Raw genomic sequence first — 19,404 nt, forward strand, 5'->3', positions numbered from 1 at the left:
TAAATTTTGATAAAAAAAATACTCAAATCGACCCTTTTAGTTGCCTTGTGTCTAGCCTTCTTCGGCTTTGAAGTAAAGGCACAAAATGCCAATGAAATATTTGGCATGAATAGGGTGAATTACAAAAAAGTAGATTGGGATGTTTTTGTTTCTGAAAACTTTGAGATTTATTATTACCGCGGTGGTCAAAGACATGCGCGATTTGCTACACTTTATGCCGAAAGTCAATTTAAGAAAATTACGGACCTGATTGATTTTAGCCCTTATACAAGGATCCGTCTCTTTATTTACAATTCCAAAAACGATCTCAAGCAAAGCAATATTGATTACAGCATACCCTATTACGAAGCCGGGGGAGAAACCAATCTCGTGAATCGATCAATAGAGGTTGCGTTTCCCGGAACCAATGAGGAATTCGAATACGATCTGAAATTTGGAATAGCCAAAACATTAATCAATGAAATGATGTACGGCGGGAGTTTTAAAGACGTGGTCCAAAGTTCTTATTTGTTATCGCTCCCAACCTGGTTTGTAGACGGTGCAGCAGAATACGCATCTCGGGGGTGGAGCATTGAAATGGATGATTATGTTCGTGACCTAATTATTTCCAATGAGTTTAATAAACCTTCTGAATTTGATGAAAGAGATGCAAAATATGTAGGACAGTCGCTTTGGAATTATATTGCCATTAGATTTGGTAAAAATAATGTCGGCAGTATTTTAAATCTGACAAGGGTATTAAAAAATACTGAATCGAGTATATCAAATACCTTGGGTATACCCTACCAGGCGCTTATCAATGAGTGGAAAAATTATTATGCCGCCCAGGCCTACAATGTGCTTGATAAATCGGACATGCCTGAAGAAGAATATGCGCTTAGAAGAAAAAATCGCAAGCACCGCATTTATCACGATATAAAATTTAGCCCCGACGGAAATTATCTTGCCTATTCCGAAAATAATCACGGTAAATACAAGATTTATATTAAAGATCTTATCACTGGAAAGAAGAAGAGCATTTATCGCAAGGGATTTAAGAACGAAGACCGAAGAGTTAATTACGAAATTCCGATTCTAGCATGGCAAAACAATCAAATCCTGACTTTTATTGACCTAAAAAACAATCAACTCCACAGGTTTTCTTACAATACCGAAGACAAAAAACTCAAACGTTATCGACCCTATATCTTTAGTAATATAAGTGATGCTTCCTTTTCAGACGATGGAACCAGCCTGCTCCTAAGTGCTGAAAGAAATGGCATGACAGACATTTACATTTATTATGTGCGAAGCAATAATCTAAAAAGAATTACCGCGGATTATTTTGACGATATCCAACCTGAATTTTTTCCGAACTCTAATTCCAAATTAATTTTTGCATCCAATCGAACAACGGATACTTTAAAAATTAAGAAAAATGAAGAAATTGATATCAATGATACCTATAATCTATTCATTTATGATCCCGAAGAATCTACAAAAGGGGTAAGCAAGGAAACAGAAACATTTTTTCAGAATAAAAACCCCATTCCCATTTCTGATAGTGAAGTACTTTACCTCAGCGACATCAACGGTATATTTAATGTATATAAACTTAATTTGAATTCAGGTAAAAGTATTCAACTTACTGACTATCAGCAAAATATTAAAAGTTATGATTACAATCGTCAAACCGGTGAATGGGTGGCTATTATGCGAAACGGAAACGCAGAATTGGTTTACCATTTGCCATCTCTTGATTTGGAAAGAGATTTTCAATCGATTGAAACTGACCGGAACAATTGGATGCTGGAAGGCAGATTAAACCAGGAAAGCAAAATTGACAACTCCAATAATCTTATCAATATCAACAGAATTTTACCTGAAAAGCAATTTGAGGCCATAGATAAAGAAGAAATTAATCTGGAAGAAATCGTTTTTGAATCTGAGAAAAAGAAAAAAAGATTGCCCGAAAAACCGGTTCAGTCCATGAGTGAAATTGAAAGAATATTATCCAAGCTTGAAAAAAGTGAGGATGATAAAATGGAGATGATCGGCCCATTTGAAGGTCAAAACAGAATACGGGCTGAGAATATAATTTTCGCCTTGGTTCGCGATAATCTCAGAGGATTGGGAACAGTTGCGGAATACGGACTATCCGACCTTTTTGGAAATCACAAATTCAAATTTGGAGGAATGCTCTATTTTGACTTAAACAGCCACGATGTTTATGCCGAATACAAATACCTAAAGTCGCGAGTTGATATCTCTGCCCGCTTTGATCGTCGAAAATTGCGATACGTCTCCAGAGAATCGCTGACTTATTTCCACGATTATTATTTACATGAAGGCTCTGTTGATTTTTCCTATCCCATCAATGATGCATTAAGAGTTTCAGCAGCACCCGTTTTTACACAAACCAGATATAGAAATACTTACGTACTCCCTACAAGTGATTTCATCACAAATTACCTGGGTGCTCGCTGGGAATTGGTTTATGATAATTCAATAACCAAAAGCATTAATTTGAAACAGGGTACGCGCTTTAAAATAGCTCTGAGAAATTATCAGGGATGGCAAGCCAAACAAAAAAACTTCAGTAATTTTTATTTGGATTTCCGAAATTATCAACCCATTCACAATGAAATTACCTTGGCTACCAGAATCAGCTATGGAAACTTTTTTGGAAGGAATCCAAAAAATTACTTACTGGGAGGAATTGACAATTGGTTCATTAATAACAACCAATTGGCAGAAGGTCCTCTTGATCCCAATGTCGATGATCAAATCTTTTTTAACCGCGAAGATTTACTCTTTACCCAATATGCTACCACGCTCAGAGGTTTTCCATTGAATAAAGTAAGAGGGAATGAGTATTTTCTGGCCAATGCAGAACTCAGAATTCCGATTTTTAAATATTTATCAAATAAACCTATTGGAAGTGGCTTTTTTAGAAATATGCAATTAACAGGTTTTACAGATTTCGGTACAGCATGGACTGGGATTAATCCTTTAAATCCGGGTAATACGGTGAATAAAGAAATCAAAGAAGCCAACCCTTTTATAATAACCACCAATAATTATCAAAATCCATTCTTATACAGTTATGGAATGGGAATTCATACAACTATGCTTGGCTACTATGTAAAAACTGATTTAGCCTATGGCGTTGAGAATTACAAAAGGCAAAAACCGGTATTGCACTTCTCCTTAGGTTACGATTTTTAAGCGGGCACCATATCCAGTATAGATTCAAATACTTTTATTCCGTCTGAATTTCCAAATTCCTCATATGAGGATCGTTCGGGGTGTGGCATCATTCCAAAAACGTTTTTTCCCTCATTACAAATTCCTGCAATATTATCAGAAGAGCCGTTGGGGTTTACAGATGCATTGATCTCAGCATTTTCATTGCAATACTGAAAAAGAACTTGTTCATTGTCCCAAATTCTTCTCAGAGATTCACTATCCGCGTAAAACCGTCCATCGCCATGTGCGATAGGAACAGTATATGCTTTAGCCTGATCAAGATGTCTGGTAACAATATTGCTGTTGCTTGATGCTTTTAAGTAAATATTTTTGCAGATGTATTTTCTGTTAAGATTTTTTAATAGCGTTCCGGGCAATAAATGGCTTTCTGTTAAGATTTGAAACCCGTTGCAAATACCCATAACATAGCCTCCCCTTTCAGCATGCCGGATAATTTCATTCATTACCGGAGAAAAACGCGCTATGGCTCCAGAACGCAGATAATCGCCATAGGAGAATCCACCCGGGAGAACAATAAAGTCACAGCCCTGAAGGTCTGTATCTTTATGCCAAATTCTTACCACATCCTGTTTTAATTTTTTCCCGAGAAGATAAAGCATATCATCATCACAATTTGAACCCGGAAAAACAACAACACCAAATTTCATAGCTCTTGAATATTTATATTTGCGAGACCGCTATTTATTCGGCAAATAACGCAAATAATTATTCCATGATAAAATCAATGACAGGCTTTGGTTCTATAAGAAGTGAAAAGGACGGACATTCACTCAGTGTGGATATAAAATGCCTGAATTCCAAGTTCATGGATATCAATTTGAGAATTCCCAAAGAAGTTCAGGATAAAGAAGCAGAATTAAGGAAACTGCTCAATGATGAACTCAGCAGGGGTAAAGTTCAGTTAAGCATAGAATTGCAGGTACAGAACCTCGATCGTGCTTCTGATATAATTGATAAGGAACTCTTTGATAAATATTTTAATACACTTTCTTCCATTGCAGATAAACACAATGCAGATAAATCTGAGTTGTTCCGGCTGGCCATGCAAATGCCCGATGTTATCAAAAGTGGAGATCAGATGCTCGATGAAAATTTATGGGCCTGGATAAAATCTAATGTCGTTTCTGCAATTGAAAAAGCCAATCAGTTTAGAATGGATGAAGGCAAATCACTGCAAGCTCAATTTGATGAATCCTTAAATAATCTATACCGTGGACTTGAGGAGGTTGAATCACTTGACTCACAAAGAAGAAAAAGACTCTCAGAAAAATTAAAGGATGCGCTTGAAGAATTAAAAGATAAGGTTAGAGTAGATGAAAATCGCTTCGAACAGGAATTGATTTATTATATGGAAAAATTGGACATCAGTGAAGAAAAAGTCCGTTTAAAAACGCATCTTGATTATTTTCAGAGTACTCTGGCCCATAAAGACAGCAATGGAAAACGACTTCAATTTATTTCGCAGGAAATTGGCAGGGAAATTAATACCATCGGTTCCAAGGCCAATGATGCAGAGCTTCAAAAAATTGTGGTGGGCATGAAAGATGAACTGGAGAAAATAAAAGAGCAAAGTCTGAACGTGCTCTAATCCAACATTTTAAAAAAATCTTGGAAGAGCGCTATCAGTTCATTGTATTTGGCCAAAGTTAGCTTTTCAGGCCTATCGTAAATGTCGTGATACCAGGGTTCACCTCCCATAGTATAAATAAAAAATGCAGGCACACCCCTCTCGCTAAAATGATAATGATCCGAATTGGCTGCCTTTCCTCTTTTTTTAACAAGGGACAAATAATTATGCGCTGAATTAATAGAATCCATAAGTTCCATTTCCTTCTCAAAAACTTTCCCGTTAACCACAGTAATGCCTTTTTCACCGTTTCCCATTAAGTCTAAATTCAATACGAAACGGATATTTTTTAAGGAAACAGGAGGGTTTTTTACAAAATACTCAGAGCCCAAAAGACCGACTTCTTCGGCACCAAAGGCTACAAACATTAAATTATAATTGAGGTCATTTCCCGATTCAACATAGCTTTTCGCCAGGTCCAATATCATCGCTATTCCCGAGGCATTGTCATTGGCTCCCGGAAAATAAGCCTGATCCATTTTGCCTAAATGATCGTAATGTGCAGTGATTAATATGTATTGATCCGATTTGTTTTTTGAAGGTAAAATTCCAATTACATTCTGAGTTAGAAGGTTTTCCCGGAACTCGGCCTGTACTTCGTATTTCAAGCGCTTTGCTTCATCGTCAAATTGTGAGTCAAGCATTTCGATACTTACTCCGCTGTATTGTTTTTGAGAAAAGCTCGCTGTAAGCTTTTCCTTTAACTCGATTGTAGCAATTGATGAAAAAGCTTTTTCAACATATTCATAAGGAAGCTCTGTGAGTTTTGAGTAATCGTCTTTGGAATAAACCAAAACTTTATTATTCAATTTCAACTTTAGAAAATTCTTCGCCGCTGTGCTATCTGAAAAAATTAAAGAGTCAAGCCTTACAATTTTTCTTCTTTTTTTGTCAGAGCCCGAAAATGACTTGGGAATAAAATCTTTGCCCTCTACAAATTCTTTTCGCCTCATTTTAAGGCTAAGTTCTCCGGGAAAGGTATTGACATCAATTGAAAAATTTTGAAAATATGAATCTTTATTTGGAATTAGTCCGATTTCCTTAAACTCATTTGCTATAAATTGAGCTGCCCTGTAATGCCCGGAATCCACATAGCCCCTACCGGCCATATAGGGACTGCAAAGTGTATCCAGATACAGCCCGACTTTAAACTCCTGTGCAATAGAACTAAAGCCCGATAAAAGGAAAAGAATAAAAATTATCCTCACAGATCCTTGATTATTTCTTTTTTGGAAATACGGATGCTCCACATACCTCGAAGATCTCCCATTTGATGTCCAACAGCATTATCCTGAGGGTACAATGTTTTGATTAAAGCGTAATCCTCTTCATCTAGGTATTTTCCTACTTCGCCATGACATTTGAGACAAAGGGCATTTTCAATTGTAATCGGCTTTGTATAAAGCAGGTATTCCTCGCCATCTCTTTGGATATTCGGAGATAACTTATCATCGATGTCAATTTGATATTGGTAAGCTTCCAGCAGTTGTTTTTCCAACTCATCTGGTTTATCAGCAGGGTTTCGAACTTTTAAAGTGGCTCTTTTTACTTCAACGCCAAAGTGGGATTCGATGGAATCCATAATCGGGTATGCTGCGAGATTGCAATATTTAACCGCATATTGGACACCGCCTTCTGCGATTGCTTTTTTCAATGAAGAACCGAGTAATTTTTGAGCTGAATCAGCGATTATATTTCCGCGCTGCATGGCCGCTTCAATAATGGCGCCATCGGAGACCTTTTTTATTTCTCTTTCTTTCATTTCTTCTTTAAATGCCTCATCGCTTGTATTGGCCGGCTTATCATAACAGGAAAATAATATCAGGCTTAAAAAAATAAATATTAAGAGTCTCATAATTCCGCTTTTAACAATATTACAAAATACATGCTTCGAATGTTCTAAATCTTTTCATTCATCATTGTTTATCTTTGCAGACTTAAAAAAAATCCACATATGCTGGAAAAACTGGAATCCTTAAAGGAAAGATTTGAAGAAGTAACCGTGCTCATATCAGACCCGGATGTCATCTCGGATATGAAAAGGTATAAAGAACTCTCAAAAGAGTACAAAGACCTTCAGAAGATCGTTGAAAAGTATGAAAAATATAAGGTGATTCTCAGCAATATTAAAGAATCCAAACGCATTATTGCGGAAGAAAAAGACGATGAATTTCGCGAGATGGCGAAAATGGAATTGGATGAATTAAATCCTCAAAAGGAAGAAATGGAGGAGGAAATCAAGCAAATGCTTATTCCAAAAGACCCCAATGACGGCAAAGATGTTATCATGGAGATTCGCGCGGGAGCAGGTGGTGATGAATCGGCAATATTTGCAGGAGACCTTTTCAGAATGTATCAACGCTATGCTGAAAAACAAGGATGGAGAGTAGAACTGAGCGATTTTAATGAAGGCGATGCCGGTGGATATAGTCGTTTGGTGGCCAATATTTCCGGAGAGGATGTATTTGCACATCTAAAATTTGAATCGGGGGTTCATCGTGTGCAACGCGTCCCGCAAACAGAGACTCAAGGTCGAGTGCATACATCCGCCGCTTCGGTGGTGGTATTGCCGGAAATGGATGAGGTAGAGGTAAATTTGAACATGGGAGATGTGAGAATCGATCGTTATTGTTCTTCAGGACCTGGCGGACAATCCGTGAATACCACCTATTCTGCTGTTCGATTAACCCATGAACCTACGGGTTTGGTGGTTCAATGTCAGGATCAGAAATCCCAATTAAAGAATCTGGAAAAAGCTAAAAAAGAGCTTGCGGCACGTCTTTATGCCATTGAAATGGAAAAACACAATGAAAGTGTCGGCGCACAAAGGAAGTCAATGGTGGGCTCAGGTGACCGATCCGATAAAATCAGAACTTATAATTACCCTCAGGGCAGGGTCACCGATCACCGGATAGGTAAAACGGTTTACAACCTCCCGGCGGTTGTGGATGGCGAACTCGGGGAATTCGTTGAAGCCTTGCGCATGGCGGAAAATGCCGAAAAGATGAACGAAGAAGACGCTTCATAATTTTAACAGAATCCATGCGTTTCAGTGCAATGAGGCAAAGCCTTTTATTTATTTCAATCATCAGTCTGTTTTGGTTTTGCGAACCCAGAACGGAAATTGTCACAACTGACTCCGGTGCGCAGCTGGAGTTTTCTGAGGATTCTGTGCTTTTCGATACGGTTTTTACAGAAATCCGAAATATCACAAAGCGCGTCCGTGTTTATAATCGAAATAATAATGCCATCAATGTTTCCGAAATAAAAATAGCCGGTGGAGAAAGTAGCCCTTATCAATTGATCATTAATGGTGAAGAAGGAAAGGCATTTAAGGATGTTTTAATCAGGGGTAAAGATTCAATTTATGTGTTGGTCAATATAGATTTACCAACGCCTCAACCTGTTAATAACCCTTTTATCATCAATGATGAGATTCAGTTTTTCAGCAATGGCAATATTCAGGCGATTACCCTTCAAAGCTGGGGTCAGGATGCCATATTTTATACAGATTCACTGCTGGACTGCAATCTTGTTTGGACCAATGAAAAACCAATAGTGATCGTTCGATCTGTAGGAGTACCCGAAAATTGCAAACTCACAATCGAGGCAGGAACTAAGATTTATCTCGATAATGCATCAAGTATTCTGGTATTTGGTACGCTGGAAGCCAATGGTACTTTTGAAAACCCAATTACATTTTGCGGTATAAGGTTGGAGGAGGAATTTGACAATATCCCGGGGCAGTGGGGTAATAATTTTGGCAATGGCATCTGGTTTTTCGACGGCTCAAAAGATAATATTATACGCTGGGCCGAAATTAAAAATTCCACGACTGGCATTCGTCTGGGAAGTGTTTACGATGCGGAAAGGCCGGATTTAATTCTTGAAAATACCGTCGTGAAAAACATGGCAGGCGATGGCCTCATTTCATTTGGGGGCGACTTAATCGCTAATAATAATTTATTTACCAATTGCGGTGGAACCGCTGTATCATTATTATTAGGTGGCTCTCACAATCTGTATCACAATACAATTGCCAATTATTCTTTTGCATTTAACCGTGAAGATGCGGGTTTATTTCTGACCGATTTTTTCCCGGATTCTACAGGAGCAAGCATAGAAATAAATCCGATTCAGGCCGATATACAGAATAATATAATCTGGGGTGATCTCGATGATGAATTTGGATTTAACTTCCAGGGAGCGGGCAATGGGTTGAATCTGGATTATAATTTTATAAAACTTAATGATATTGAACTCATAAACACATTTGGAAACGGCATTAATATCATTCAGGGCAATACCGATGATTTACTTTTTAAAGATTTTAGAGAATACGATTTCAATTTAGATACTCTTTCACCTGCCAAAGACCAGGGCAATATTCAAATCTCGAACTTAATCGGACCTGATCTCAATAATAATTCCCGAAATGATGGAATGCCGGATATGGGAGCCTTTGAGAGAGAAGATTAAAAGTTAAGAGTTAAAAATTAAAGGTTAATTCGGTCTACAAGTTCAGGGATTGTCAATCTATTTAAACTTCAGGAATAAATTCAAAAAGCGCAGTAATCCCCGGATATTATCCGGCCGGCCTGCCTATGGTTAATTGCTTGATTTTCGGCAGGTAAACCGGTAGGCGGGGATCTCTTCAACTTTGAAAGTTAGAATAAATGGTCGATCTAAAATTTCTGGGGATCCCGGCGCGAAGCCGGGAATAACCTTTTATGTTGATAGATTTACTGACTTAAATTGGTCAGTCTATATCAGGAACAAAAATCACTTATTTCGTAATTCGAAATTGATCATTCATAATTGAATTAATCTGCTTAAAATGCCGTTTCGCGTGCAGGTTGAGAAAATCTAAAGTCATATGCATATCCATACGGCCCGTAATCGGATGGCGAAAAATCTTTTTACGCGCCCAGTCATCAGGCATCTGAATTAAAAAGCTGTACCATTCATTTCTATTATTGTTGTAAATCATAATAGTGTTTTCCAGATTGTCTTGCTCCGGAATAGTATTGACCACAGCAGGAGCCTTCCATTTCTTTGGTGATTTCAAATAGTAATTTAAAACCAATGATTTCAACTTTTCAATGAGTCCGGCTTTTTGAAGTTTTTCAGGACTTTGAGTCTTTTTTTTAATATAATTTAAAGTGGCTTTTTCAGCTTGAATTAAATGATGCAGTATCTGAATAATCGACCATTTATCTTTTGCGGGAGGCTTATTCAAAAATTCATTATCCAGTAAACTTATTTTATCGAAAATGGCAATTTTATCCATTTCCATTGATTCGAATTTCTTTTTAAGTTTCGTTTCCATTAAAATTGCCGATTGTCAAACGCTACAAAGATGAAAGATCATATTGAAATGGTGGCTACATTCCACAAATCATTTAAGGTCCCCGTAGAAAATTCGCCGGTGATTCCCGAAAAAGAGCGTTGTGAATTGCGCTATAAATTAATACGCGAGGAATTGGAAGAGTTTAGGGATGCCTTTGAAAAGGGGGATTTAGTAGAAGTGGCCGATGCTTTGACAGACTTGCAATACGTATTATTTGGTTCGGTTGTGGAATTTGGCCTTCAGGAAAAATTTGTAGAATTATTTACCGAGGTACAACGCTCTAACATGAGCAAGCTGGATGAAAATGGAAAACCGATTTTTCGGGAAGATGGCAAAGTGTTAAAATCGAATCTCTGGAGTCCGCCTGACTTGAAATCAATATTAGAAAAATAGAAATGAAGAAACTATATCTTTTTTTGCTGGCCATTATGGCTTTTTCTAATGGCTTTGCCATTACTGATTCGGCGCGAATCAGGGCGATTTTCGATGAAAGTCTCGTCAATGGGCAGGCCTATGAAATATTAAGAGGGCTTTGCAAGGATATCGGGCCGCGACTCTCAGGAAGCGAAAATGCCGAAAAAGCCGTCGCTTATACTAAAAAAGTAATGGAGGATTTGGGCTTTGACACGGTCTTTCTTCAGGAAGTGATGGTGCCCAAATGGGAAAGAGGCAAACCCGAAAAATGCATCCTAACCGGTTCTAAAAAATTTGCTCAAAAGCCTTTGAAAATTACGGCACTTGGAAATTCCATTGGCACCGGCAATAAGGGTATCCGCGCTGAAATAGTTGAAATCACTGATTTTGCACAATTGGAAGATATGGGAAGAGAAAAAATTGAAGGCAAGATTGTCTTTTATAATATTCCTATGAATCCGAGATACATACAAACCTTTCGGGCCTATGGCGAAGCCGGAAGAATCCGCTGGAACGGCGCATCCGAAGCGGCAAAATACGGGGCTATAGCTTCCGTAAACAGGGCATTATCCAGTTCTCAGGATGATTATCCACATACCGGCAGCATGGGCTATAAACTCAATCTCCCCAAAATTCCCGGCTTTAGCATTAGCACCAATGCTTCTGACTATTTGAGTAACCTGTTAAAAGAGGAACCTGATATTCAGATGTACCTGGAATCTACCTGCGAAATTACCGATACTGTACCTTCTTACAATGTAATTGGACAAATCAACGGCTCTGAATTTCCCGACGAATACATCATTGTTGGGGGCCACCTCGATTCCTGGGATTTGGCAGAGGGTGCCCATGATGACGGCGCAGGTAGCGTTCAATCCATTGATGCTTTAAGACATATTCTTGCACTGGGAATCAAACCCAAACACAGCCTGAGAGCGGTGATGTTTATGAATGAAGAAAATGGGCTTGCTGGTGGAAAAAAATACGCAGAAATCGTAGAAAATAATAATGAGAAACATGTGGCCGCATTGGAATCAGACGGCGGAGGTTTTAGGCCATTGGGTTTTGGCTGTTCAGGTACGGAAGAGCAAATGGACAAATTTCAGTCCTGGCAGGCGCTATTTTTACCTTACGACATATTCAAATTTAAAAGAGGTGGCGGTGGTGCTGATATTGGCCCTCTTAGACCATTGGGTGTGCCTACAATTGGATTGAGCGTTAATTCTCAGCGCTATTTTGATTATCACCACTCTGCCAATGATGTATTTGAAACGGTCAACAAAAGAGAGCTCCAATTGGGCTCAGCAGCGCTTGCATCGCTTATCTATCTTATTGATATCCACGGGCTTTAATTCAGAACATAATGGTATAATTTCCGTAACTCAATTTAATGCAATAAATTACCTTTAGCTTTATAATGGTATATAATTAAGATTGGATTGAGCTATGAGAAAAATAATACTGCTACTAATACTTGCCATAATTACATCTAATTCCTATTCGCAAGAGTATCTCGAGCTCATGCAAAAGGAGAATGTCAACTTCTATGAAGTGCAGCGATCAGCCGAAAAATACTTTGCCAATCGCGACAAAGGCCGTGGTTCGGGTTATAAACATTATAAACGCTGGGAATACATTCATCAAAAAGAAATCGATGATCAGGGCTTTATAATAAAACCGGAACAGGTATGGCAGGAACAAGATCTGTTTTTAAGAAATTATCAAAACAGTCTGTCACATCAAAAGAAAGGTCCCAATAAATCACTAACGGGCAATTGGACCTCACTCGGGCCTTACGATTGGCAACGAACGAGCGGTTGGAATCCCGGAGTAGGTCGCATCGTCTGCATCGATGTAGATGAAAATAATCAAAATTTAATATACGTGGGCTCTCCGACAGGAGGGCTTTGGAAAACCACTGATGGCGGAAATACCTGGCAGGTGCTAACCGATAGCTTTCCGGTGATGGATATCTGGTCTGTTGAAATAGACCCAACCAATTCCAATATTGTCTATATGGGGACCGCAGGAGGCGGCATTTTAAAAACCACGGACGGGGGACAAACCTGGAATCAAACAGGTTCAATTGGAGGTACTATCAGGGATATTTTAATTCATCCAACAAATAATAACATCGTATTTGCTGCCCGAACGAGTACTTTTAGCGGGGCGGTTTACCGATCAACCAACGGCGGCAATACCTGGACACAGGTGAGTTCCGTCAATGCAGAAGATCTGCGTTTCAAACCCGGTGATCCAAATACGGTATATGCTTGTGGTAATGATTTTCAAAGATCAACAGACGGCGGATTAAATTGGACGACAATCACCAGTGGAATTACGGCTTCTGAAAGAATGAAAATGGACGTTAGTCCTGCCAACCCAAATTATGTCTATCTAATTCAAAAATCGGGAAGCATATTTGGTAGAGTTTACCGATCTACAGACAGCGGTTTGAATTTTACTATTCGCGAGCAATACGATGGAAGTACCAACAATTATCTGGGTTATAGCTCAAACGGTACGGATACCAGAGGTCAGGCCGGTAGAGATATGGCAATCACCGTGTCAAATACGAATGCCGAAGAAATTATTATTGCAGGTATTATTTTATTCAGATCAAGCGATGGTGGTGATAATTATACGCCTTTGACCGAATGGTTTCTTCCCAATTCTTTGGGCTATGTCCATGCCGATGTGGAAGTATTGGATTATGTAGGTAATACGCTTTTTGTTGGATCAGATGGTGGCATTTATAACAGCAATGATAACGGTTCAAACTTCACCGATTTGACCTCCGGACTTGGAATCCGGCAGTTTTACAGAATAGGTTGCTCTCAGCTCGATCCTAATGTAGTCAGTGGCGGCTCCCAGGATAATGGAACCAGTGTAATGCGTGGAGTCTCCAGAGATTGGGTGGATTGGCTCGGAGCCGATGGTATGGAGACCTTTGTCGATCACAGCAATGCAAATATTCTTTATGGTACTTCCCAGTACGGCAGCATGTACAAAAGCACCAATCAGGGAAATTCAAGATCAGGAATTGCAAAACCTACAGGGGTTGGCAACGGCTCCTGGGTTACACCTTTTGAAATTGACCCTGCTGTTTCAACGACCATTTATGTAGGATTTGATCGGCTTTATAAAAATACCTCCGGTTCTGGCCCTGCAAGTAATTGGAATGCTATTTCGCCCGGAACAATTGGCTCGGGCAATATGGATGAATTGTGTCTTGCTCCTTCTGATGCAAATACAATCTATATGTCTTATACGGATCAGCTGTACCGAACCACCGACGGAGGAAGTAATTGGTCAAATATTACGGAACCATGGTCGGGATTTATAAATTATATCTCGGTTGATCCAAATAATCCACAGAGAGTAGCTGTTGCAGTGAGTGGTGGAAACAAAATTTATATTTCTAACGATGGAGGAAATAACTGGACCAATCTGACTTTGAATTTACCCAATGTTGGCGCCAACTGTATTTTATTGGACGCCACCGCAGAAAATGGGATTTATGTGGGAATGCAATCGGGTATTTATTACAAAGATGATCTATTAAGTTCCTGGATACCTTTTTTGACTGATTTGCCCAGAGTAAGGGTTTTAGAATTGGAAATTGTAAGCTCTGTTGGTAAAATCAGGGCCGCTACCTATGGAAGAGGCCTGTGGGAATCGGATATTTACTCCGGAAACAATGGGAATCAGGCTCCGGTTGCTGATTTTACTTCAAACACAAGTACCGCAATCGTAAGCTCACCAATAAGCTTTCTTGATAATTCCTTGGGATCTCCCAATTCATGGACCTGGTCTTTTCCGGGGGGAACACCTTCGAGTTCAGGCTTACAAAATCCTGTTGTAAGTTATGCAGCTGCAGGTACATACGACGTAAGTTTATTGGTGACAAATGCCAACGGATCTGATTCAATTTCCAAATCCGGTTTTATTACCATTACAAATTATTGCACACCTGATCCGATAACGGGTACTTCGGATGGTGATTATATAGATGGAGTAGTGCTTGGAACCATCAATAATCAAAATACCGGGTCGAGTACAGGGCCCTCTTACACGGATTACACCAATTTAAGTACTGATATCGCTCGCAATTCTAATCAGACGCTTAGCATCACTTCAGGTAGTTATTTCACCGATCATTATGCCGTTTGGATTGATTTCAATCAGGACAATGACTTTGATGATCCCGGTGAAAAATTGGGAGAAGTTCAAAGCACGGTTCCGTTTGAAAGTTTAAATATTCCGTTCACTGTTCCATTGACTGCCCAACTCGACACCACAACCATGCGCGTGCGATGTGTCTATAACGGTGTTAATATGGACCCTTGCACAGATTACACATGGGGCGAAACGGAAGATTATACGGTTGTGATTACTTCTGCAGTAGCCTGCACACCTACCTTCACGGTTGGTACAAGCGATGGAGATTTTATTGACGGTGTAGAGTTTGGAACAATGTCTAATACGGGGACAGGTAGTACCACCGGTCCGGATTTTAACGATTACGGCAGTATCAGTTGCCAGGTCAATAAATTAGATTCGGTTTATTTAAAAATTACCAGTGGATCCTATTTCACAGATTATTACGCAGCATGGATCGATTGGAATAATAATGGCGATTACACGGACCCCGGTGAAAAAATTGGAGAATTTCAATCTTCTTCAGCATTTGAAACCGATTCATTTCTTGTAGATATCGCCATGAATGTGAATACAGGATTTTATGGAATGCGGGTTCGCTGCTCTTACAATTCACCAAACATGAGTCCTTGTACACAATATACCTGGGGTGAAACCGAAGATTATCAAATTGAAGTCCTGCCCTCCAACGATATTTGTGTATTGCCAAATTCGCCGACAGCAATTGCTGATTCTGTATGCGATTCCGGCATTATGAATCTGGCAGTACTCGGAACTGCTAATTCATTTAACTGGTATACGGATTTAGCAAATGATACTCTATTCAATACCGGAAATACCTATACCACGCCCTTGCTGACTAATTCCGAAACCTATTATGTTGCAGCGAGCAATGAAGAAATGGGTTTAACACAAACCACCTGGTTCAATTCCAACAATGGTTCCAGTGGAAATCTATTTGATGTTTTTTCCGCTAAAAATATTCATATTGATGGATTTAGCGTAAATCTGACCGGGACTGTCCAAAAAGAAGTGGCCGTTTATTACAAAATAGGATCTTATGAGGGTTTTGAAACCAATCCGGCGGCCTGGACATTACTTGGCGTAGATACAGTTTTACCGGCAGGCCAGGATATTCCCACTTATGTGGATGTCGGTGGATTGGTAATTAATCAGGAGCAAACTTATGGCATACTTGTACACACCAATCAGGGTGGTATTCAATATACCAATTTAAGTTCAGACAGCACTTTAATGAACGATGATTTCGCTATTACCATGGGCAAAGGAATGGGGGGAATATTTAACCAAATTTTCAGTCCAAGGGCCTTTAACGGTATAATTCACTATACAAAATACGCCGGATGTGAATCGCAAAGAATACCTGTAATTGCAAAAGTCAATCCTAATCCCCAGGTTCAGATTTCCAATGCTGGACCTTATTGTGTTGACGAAAACTCTACCATTTTAAGTGCAAATCCTTCGGGTGGTCTTTTTAGCGGAGCGGCAAGTGCAAGTGGTGTATTTGATCCACAAAGCGCAGGTGTAGGTTTCCATGATGTTTATTATGATTATACGGATGCAAGTGGTTGTTCAAATTCCGACACCATCAGTATTGAAGTAAAAGCTCTGCCAAATGTGACATTGAATTCCTTTAGCGCGCTTTGCGAAAATGATCCTCAAATCACATTATCAGGTGGAAATCCCACAGGTGGTATCTTTAGCGGACCTGGTGTAAGCAATGGCATTTTTGATCCTTCCGTATCTGGCAGCGGTACTTTTAATATCAATTATTCCTATACCGATAATTTTGGTTGTTCAAATTCTGATGTTCAAAGCATTACTGTAAATTCCAAACCCTCTGTTAGCTTTATTGAAAATACGGATTTCTGTGAAGGCGATCCGGTTGCAAGTTTGAGCGGAGGAAGTCCAACGGGTGGCCAATACTTGGGAAATGGAGTTAGTGGAACTCAATTTGATCCTGTTTCTGCGGGTATCGGTAATCATTTAGTGAGCTATGCCTATCAAAATTCCAATGGCTGCTCAGATACAGTCAGTTTGAATTTCAGCGTGCATGCCAAACCAAATGTTTCACATAACAGTGTTCAGGATTTATGCGAAGATGAAGGTGTGCTTGTTCTAAGTGGAGCTTCACCATCGGGAGGTATTTATTCAGGTCCGGCAATCACAGGCAATAATTTTGATCCCCAGGTATCTGGAGTTGGCATATTTGGTATAACCTATTCCTATACAGATGTTAATGGATGCTTTGACAGTGTACAATTTTCGATAAGTGTCAACGCACTGCCAACAGTCAGTCTTTCCGGAATACCGAATCTTTGCGAAAGCGATAATCCAATTGTTTTATCCGGTGGCTCTCCGTTGGGAGGTCTTTATTCCGGCCCGGGAGTAAATAACGGGATACTGGACCCGGCCATAGCCGGTAGTGGAGTCATTTCGATAACTTATAATTATACCGATGCTTCGGGTTGTACTAATTCTGCTAGTCAGAATATAAATATTACAGCAAAACCAAATGTAACTTTTAATGCAAGTACAAATTTTTGTGAAGGTGATCCTACCATAAATCTGAGTGGCGGACAGCCGGCCGGCGGTACGTATCTCGGAAATGGTGTGAGCGGATCAACATTTAGCCCTACATCAGCAGGAACCGGCACACACTTAGTTCAATACGCTTTTCAGGATATAAACGGTTGCTCCGACACGGCCAGTCTGAATTTTAATGTTTATGCTAAACCAAATCTAATCCATAGTGCCATCGCGGATGTTTGCTCGGATGCAGTTTCGTTTGCCTTGAGTGGAGGAACGCCTTCCGGCGGCGTCTATAGTGGTGTTGGAGTCAGCTCGAATAGTTTTGATCCACAGCTGAGCGGTGTTGGCAATCACCCGATCTATTATTCATTCACCGATAATAATGGATGTACTGATTCTATTATGGTAAATGTTCAGGTCAATGCGCTGCCAACGGTAACACTTCAAAATTTCCAGGACATTTGTGAAAATGAATCAGCTCTATTACTATCAGGAGGAAATCCTTTGGGTGGAATTTACTCTGGTACAGGCGTCAATAATGGCCAGTTTGACCCTTCCCTGTCAGGCACAGGTGTATTTAATATTACATACAATTTCACAGATATTAACGGTTGCTCGAATTCAGAAACAAAATCAATCACAGTTAATTCGGCACCCCAGGCTGCTTTAAGTTTGAGCAATGCAATTTGTGAAAACGAAGGTCTTTTGGTATTAAATGGCGGAAGTCCTGGCGGTGGTGTGTACAGTGGCCCTGGTGTAAGCGGTAATACTTTTAATCCTAATCAGGCAGGCATAGGACTGCATACGCTTTCTTATATTTTAACAAATGCTAATTCCTGTTCAGATACTGCTACAGCAAGTATTCAGGTCAATGCAGCACCATCAATCACACATAGCCCGGTTCAGGATCTTTGCATAAACGATAGTGCCATTACTTTAAGCGGGGCTAACCCGAGCGGTGGAACCTATTTTGGAGTTGGAATTTCAGGAAATCAGTTTGATCCTCAAATAGCAGGCATCGGAAATCATACGGTACATTATACTTACAGTAATACGAACAATTGTTCAGATACCATTTCGCTTGGAATAAACGTGCTTAGCAGTCCTGCAGTCTCAATCAGCCCAGTACCCGATATTTGTGAGAATGCTTCTGCACTGCAATTGAGTGCAACGCCCACAGGAGGCGTATTTTCAGGAACAGGCGTTAATGGCTCTTTATTTGACCCAGCGATTAGTGGCATCGGATCCTTTGTAATCAGCTATTCATTTACCAATGCTGCCGGCTGTACCGGAATTGATTATGATACTATCATTGTTTATTCCAGTCCGCTCGTAACACTGGATAGTTTTAATTCTGTTTGCGAAAATGATTTGCCTTTTGCGCTGAGCGGTGGTTTTCCGGCCGGTGGGCTTTATTCCGGAAACGGTGTTACAAATGGTAATTTTAACCCTTCTATTGCCGGTGTTGGAACACATCAGATTACCTATATGTATACAGATGCGAATTTATGCGTGGCACAGGCTTTTGAAAATATTGAAGTAAGACTGAGCCCATTGGCTAATTTTGGCTATACTGTATCGGGTCAAACAGGAAATTTCTCCGACAGCTCTCTCAATGCCAATGACTGGTTATGGAATTTTGATGATGGAAATACTTCTACGAGCCAAAATCCCATACATACCTATGCTTCCAGTGGAAATTACAATGTCTGTCTCACTGTCAATAACAATGGCTGTTCGGATCAGTATTGTGAGCTTTTAACAATTATTACAAATCTGAATTCTTCGCTATTCGATGAAAATTTTCAATTCTTCCCTAACCCCTTCGAATCCACATTGAATTACAAGATCAATTTGGAAAAAGCCGGTCTATTTAGATTTGACCTGTTAGATATCCGGTCTGTAATCGTTAAAAGTTTTGAACTGAATCTTGAGAAAGGTGAAAACAGCGGACGAATCGACTTGCAGGGTTTGGGAACGGGAACTTATTTATTAAATATCAGTAATAAGGATTCTCGAAAAACAATAAAAGTTGAAAAAGTAAAATAGT

General features: G+C 39.6%; 11 protein-coding genes. 7 read left to right on the plus strand and 4 right to left on the minus strand.

Going from position 1 to position 19,404, the window contains the following annotated elements; genetic code table 11:
- The first annotated feature begins 6 nt into the window (after positions 1-6).
- Complete coding sequence (locus HZR84_07050) at positions 7-3,207, plus strand: PD40 domain-containing protein (protein QNL21703.1); 3,201 nt, start codon at positions 7-9, stop codon at positions 3,205-3,207.
- Here HZR84_07050 and purQ read toward each other — a convergent pair.
- A complete protein-coding gene (purQ, locus tag HZR84_07055; protein ID QNL21704.1) occupies positions 3,204-3,896 on the minus strand; it encodes a phosphoribosylformylglycinamidine synthase subunit PurQ in 693 nt (230 codons plus the stop codon). The genes HZR84_07050 and purQ overlap by 4 nt on opposite strands.
- A gap of 65 nt (positions 3,897-3,961) precedes the next feature.
- Here purQ and HZR84_07060 point away from each other — a divergent pair, with 65 nt between their 5' ends.
- Positions 3,962-4,837 carry a YicC family protein gene (locus tag HZR84_07060; GenBank protein ID QNL21705.1) on the plus strand — a complete coding sequence of 292 codons (876 nt, stop codon included), beginning with the start codon at positions 3,962-3,964 and terminating at the stop codon, positions 4,835-4,837.
- On the opposite strand, the gene HZR84_07065 is transcribed toward HZR84_07060, so the two are convergent.
- Both HZR84_07065 and HZR84_07070 read right to left on the minus strand, forming a co-directional pair.
- On the minus strand, positions 4,834-6,084 hold the full coding sequence (locus HZR84_07065) for a Zn-dependent exopeptidase M28 (GenBank protein QNL21706.1): 1,251 nt from the start codon (positions 6,082-6,084) through the stop codon (positions 4,834-4,836). The two genes, HZR84_07060 and HZR84_07065, sit on opposite strands and share 4 nt — an antisense overlap.
- Complete coding sequence (locus HZR84_07070; protein QNL21707.1) at positions 6,081-6,731, minus strand: DUF3365 domain-containing protein; 651 nt, start codon at positions 6,729-6,731, stop codon at positions 6,081-6,083. Before HZR84_07070 ends, HZR84_07065 begins: the two co-directional genes overlap by 4 nt.
- A gap of 99 nt (positions 6,732-6,830) precedes the next feature.
- Here HZR84_07070 and prfA point away from each other — a divergent pair, with 99 nt between their 5' ends.
- Positions 6,831-7,904: a peptide chain release factor 1 gene (gene prfA / locus HZR84_07075; GenBank protein ID QNL21708.1), complete on the plus strand. Its 1,074-nt coding sequence runs from the start codon at positions 6,831-6,833 to the stop codon at positions 7,902-7,904.
- 29 nt (positions 7,905-7,933) lie between these two features.
- Positions 7,934-9,355, plus strand: coding sequence for a hypothetical protein (locus HZR84_07080; protein QNL21709.1), 1,422 nt, complete (start codon positions 7,934-7,936; stop codon positions 9,353-9,355).
- Positions 9,356-9,662: 307 nt separating this feature from the next.
- On the opposite strand, the gene HZR84_07085 is transcribed toward HZR84_07080, so the two are convergent.
- Positions 9,663-10,205 (minus strand): DinB family protein, encoded by a 543-nt coding sequence (locus tag HZR84_07085; GenBank protein QNL21710.1) that lies wholly within the window; start codon positions 10,203-10,205, stop codon positions 9,663-9,665.
- Between the two features lie 30 nt (positions 10,206-10,235).
- Between HZR84_07085 and HZR84_07090 the strand changes: the two genes are divergently transcribed.
- The 3 genes from HZR84_07090 (at position 10,236) to HZR84_07100 (ending at position 19,403) form a co-directional block, all read left to right on the plus strand.
- The gene (locus tag HZR84_07090) at positions 10,236-10,619 is read left to right on the plus strand and encodes a nucleoside triphosphate pyrophosphohydrolase family protein (protein QNL21711.1); all 384 of its coding nucleotides are present in this window, start codon (positions 10,236-10,238) and stop codon (positions 10,617-10,619) included.
- A gap of 2 nt (positions 10,620-10,621) precedes the next feature.
- A complete protein-coding gene (locus HZR84_07095; GenBank protein ID QNL21712.1) occupies positions 10,622-11,992 on the plus strand; it encodes a M28 family peptidase in 1,371 nt (456 codons plus the stop codon).
- Between the two features lie 94 nt (positions 11,993-12,086).
- A complete protein-coding gene (locus HZR84_07100; GenBank protein ID QNL21713.1) occupies positions 12,087-19,403 on the plus strand; it encodes a PKD domain-containing protein in 7,317 nt (2,438 codons plus the stop codon).
- The last annotated feature ends 1 nt before the right edge of the window (position 19,404 follow it).

Source organism: Hyphobacterium sp. CCMP332, assembly GCA_014323545.1.
Taxonomy (GTDB): domain Bacteria; phylum Bacteroidota; class Bacteroidia; order Cytophagales; family CCMP332; genus CCMP332.

What these genes read in the sequence shown, in the direction of transcription:
- purQ (QNL21704.1), bottom strand. Translation starts at nt 3,896, where the DNA reads ATGAAATTTGGTGTTGTTGTTTTTCCGGGTTCAAATTGTGATGATGAT.
- HZR84_07060 (QNL21705.1), top strand. Translation starts at nt 3,962, where the DNA reads ATGATAAAATCAATGACAGGCTTTGGTTCTATAAGAAGTGAAAAGGAC.
- HZR84_07070 (QNL21707.1), bottom strand. Translation starts at nt 6,731, where the DNA reads ATGAGACTCTTAATATTTATTTTTTTAAGCCTGATATTATTTTCCTGT.
- prfA (QNL21708.1), top strand. Translation starts at nt 6,831, where the DNA reads ATGCTGGAAAAACTGGAATCCTTAAAGGAAAGATTTGAAGAAGTAACC.
- HZR84_07080 (QNL21709.1), top strand. Translation starts at nt 7,934, where the DNA reads ATGAGGCAAAGCCTTTTATTTATTTCAATCATCAGTCTGTTTTGGTTT.
- HZR84_07085 (QNL21710.1), bottom strand. Translation starts at nt 10,205, where the DNA reads ATGGAAACGAAACTTAAAAAGAAATTCGAATCAATGGAAATGGATAAA.
- HZR84_07090 (QNL21711.1), top strand. Translation starts at nt 10,236, where the DNA reads ATGAAAGATCATATTGAAATGGTGGCTACATTCCACAAATCATTTAAG.
- HZR84_07095 (QNL21712.1), top strand. Translation starts at nt 10,622, where the DNA reads ATGAAGAAACTATATCTTTTTTTGCTGGCCATTATGGCTTTTTCTAAT.
- HZR84_07100 (QNL21713.1), top strand. Translation starts at nt 12,087, where the DNA reads ATGAGAAAAATAATACTGCTACTAATACTTGCCATAATTACATCTAAT.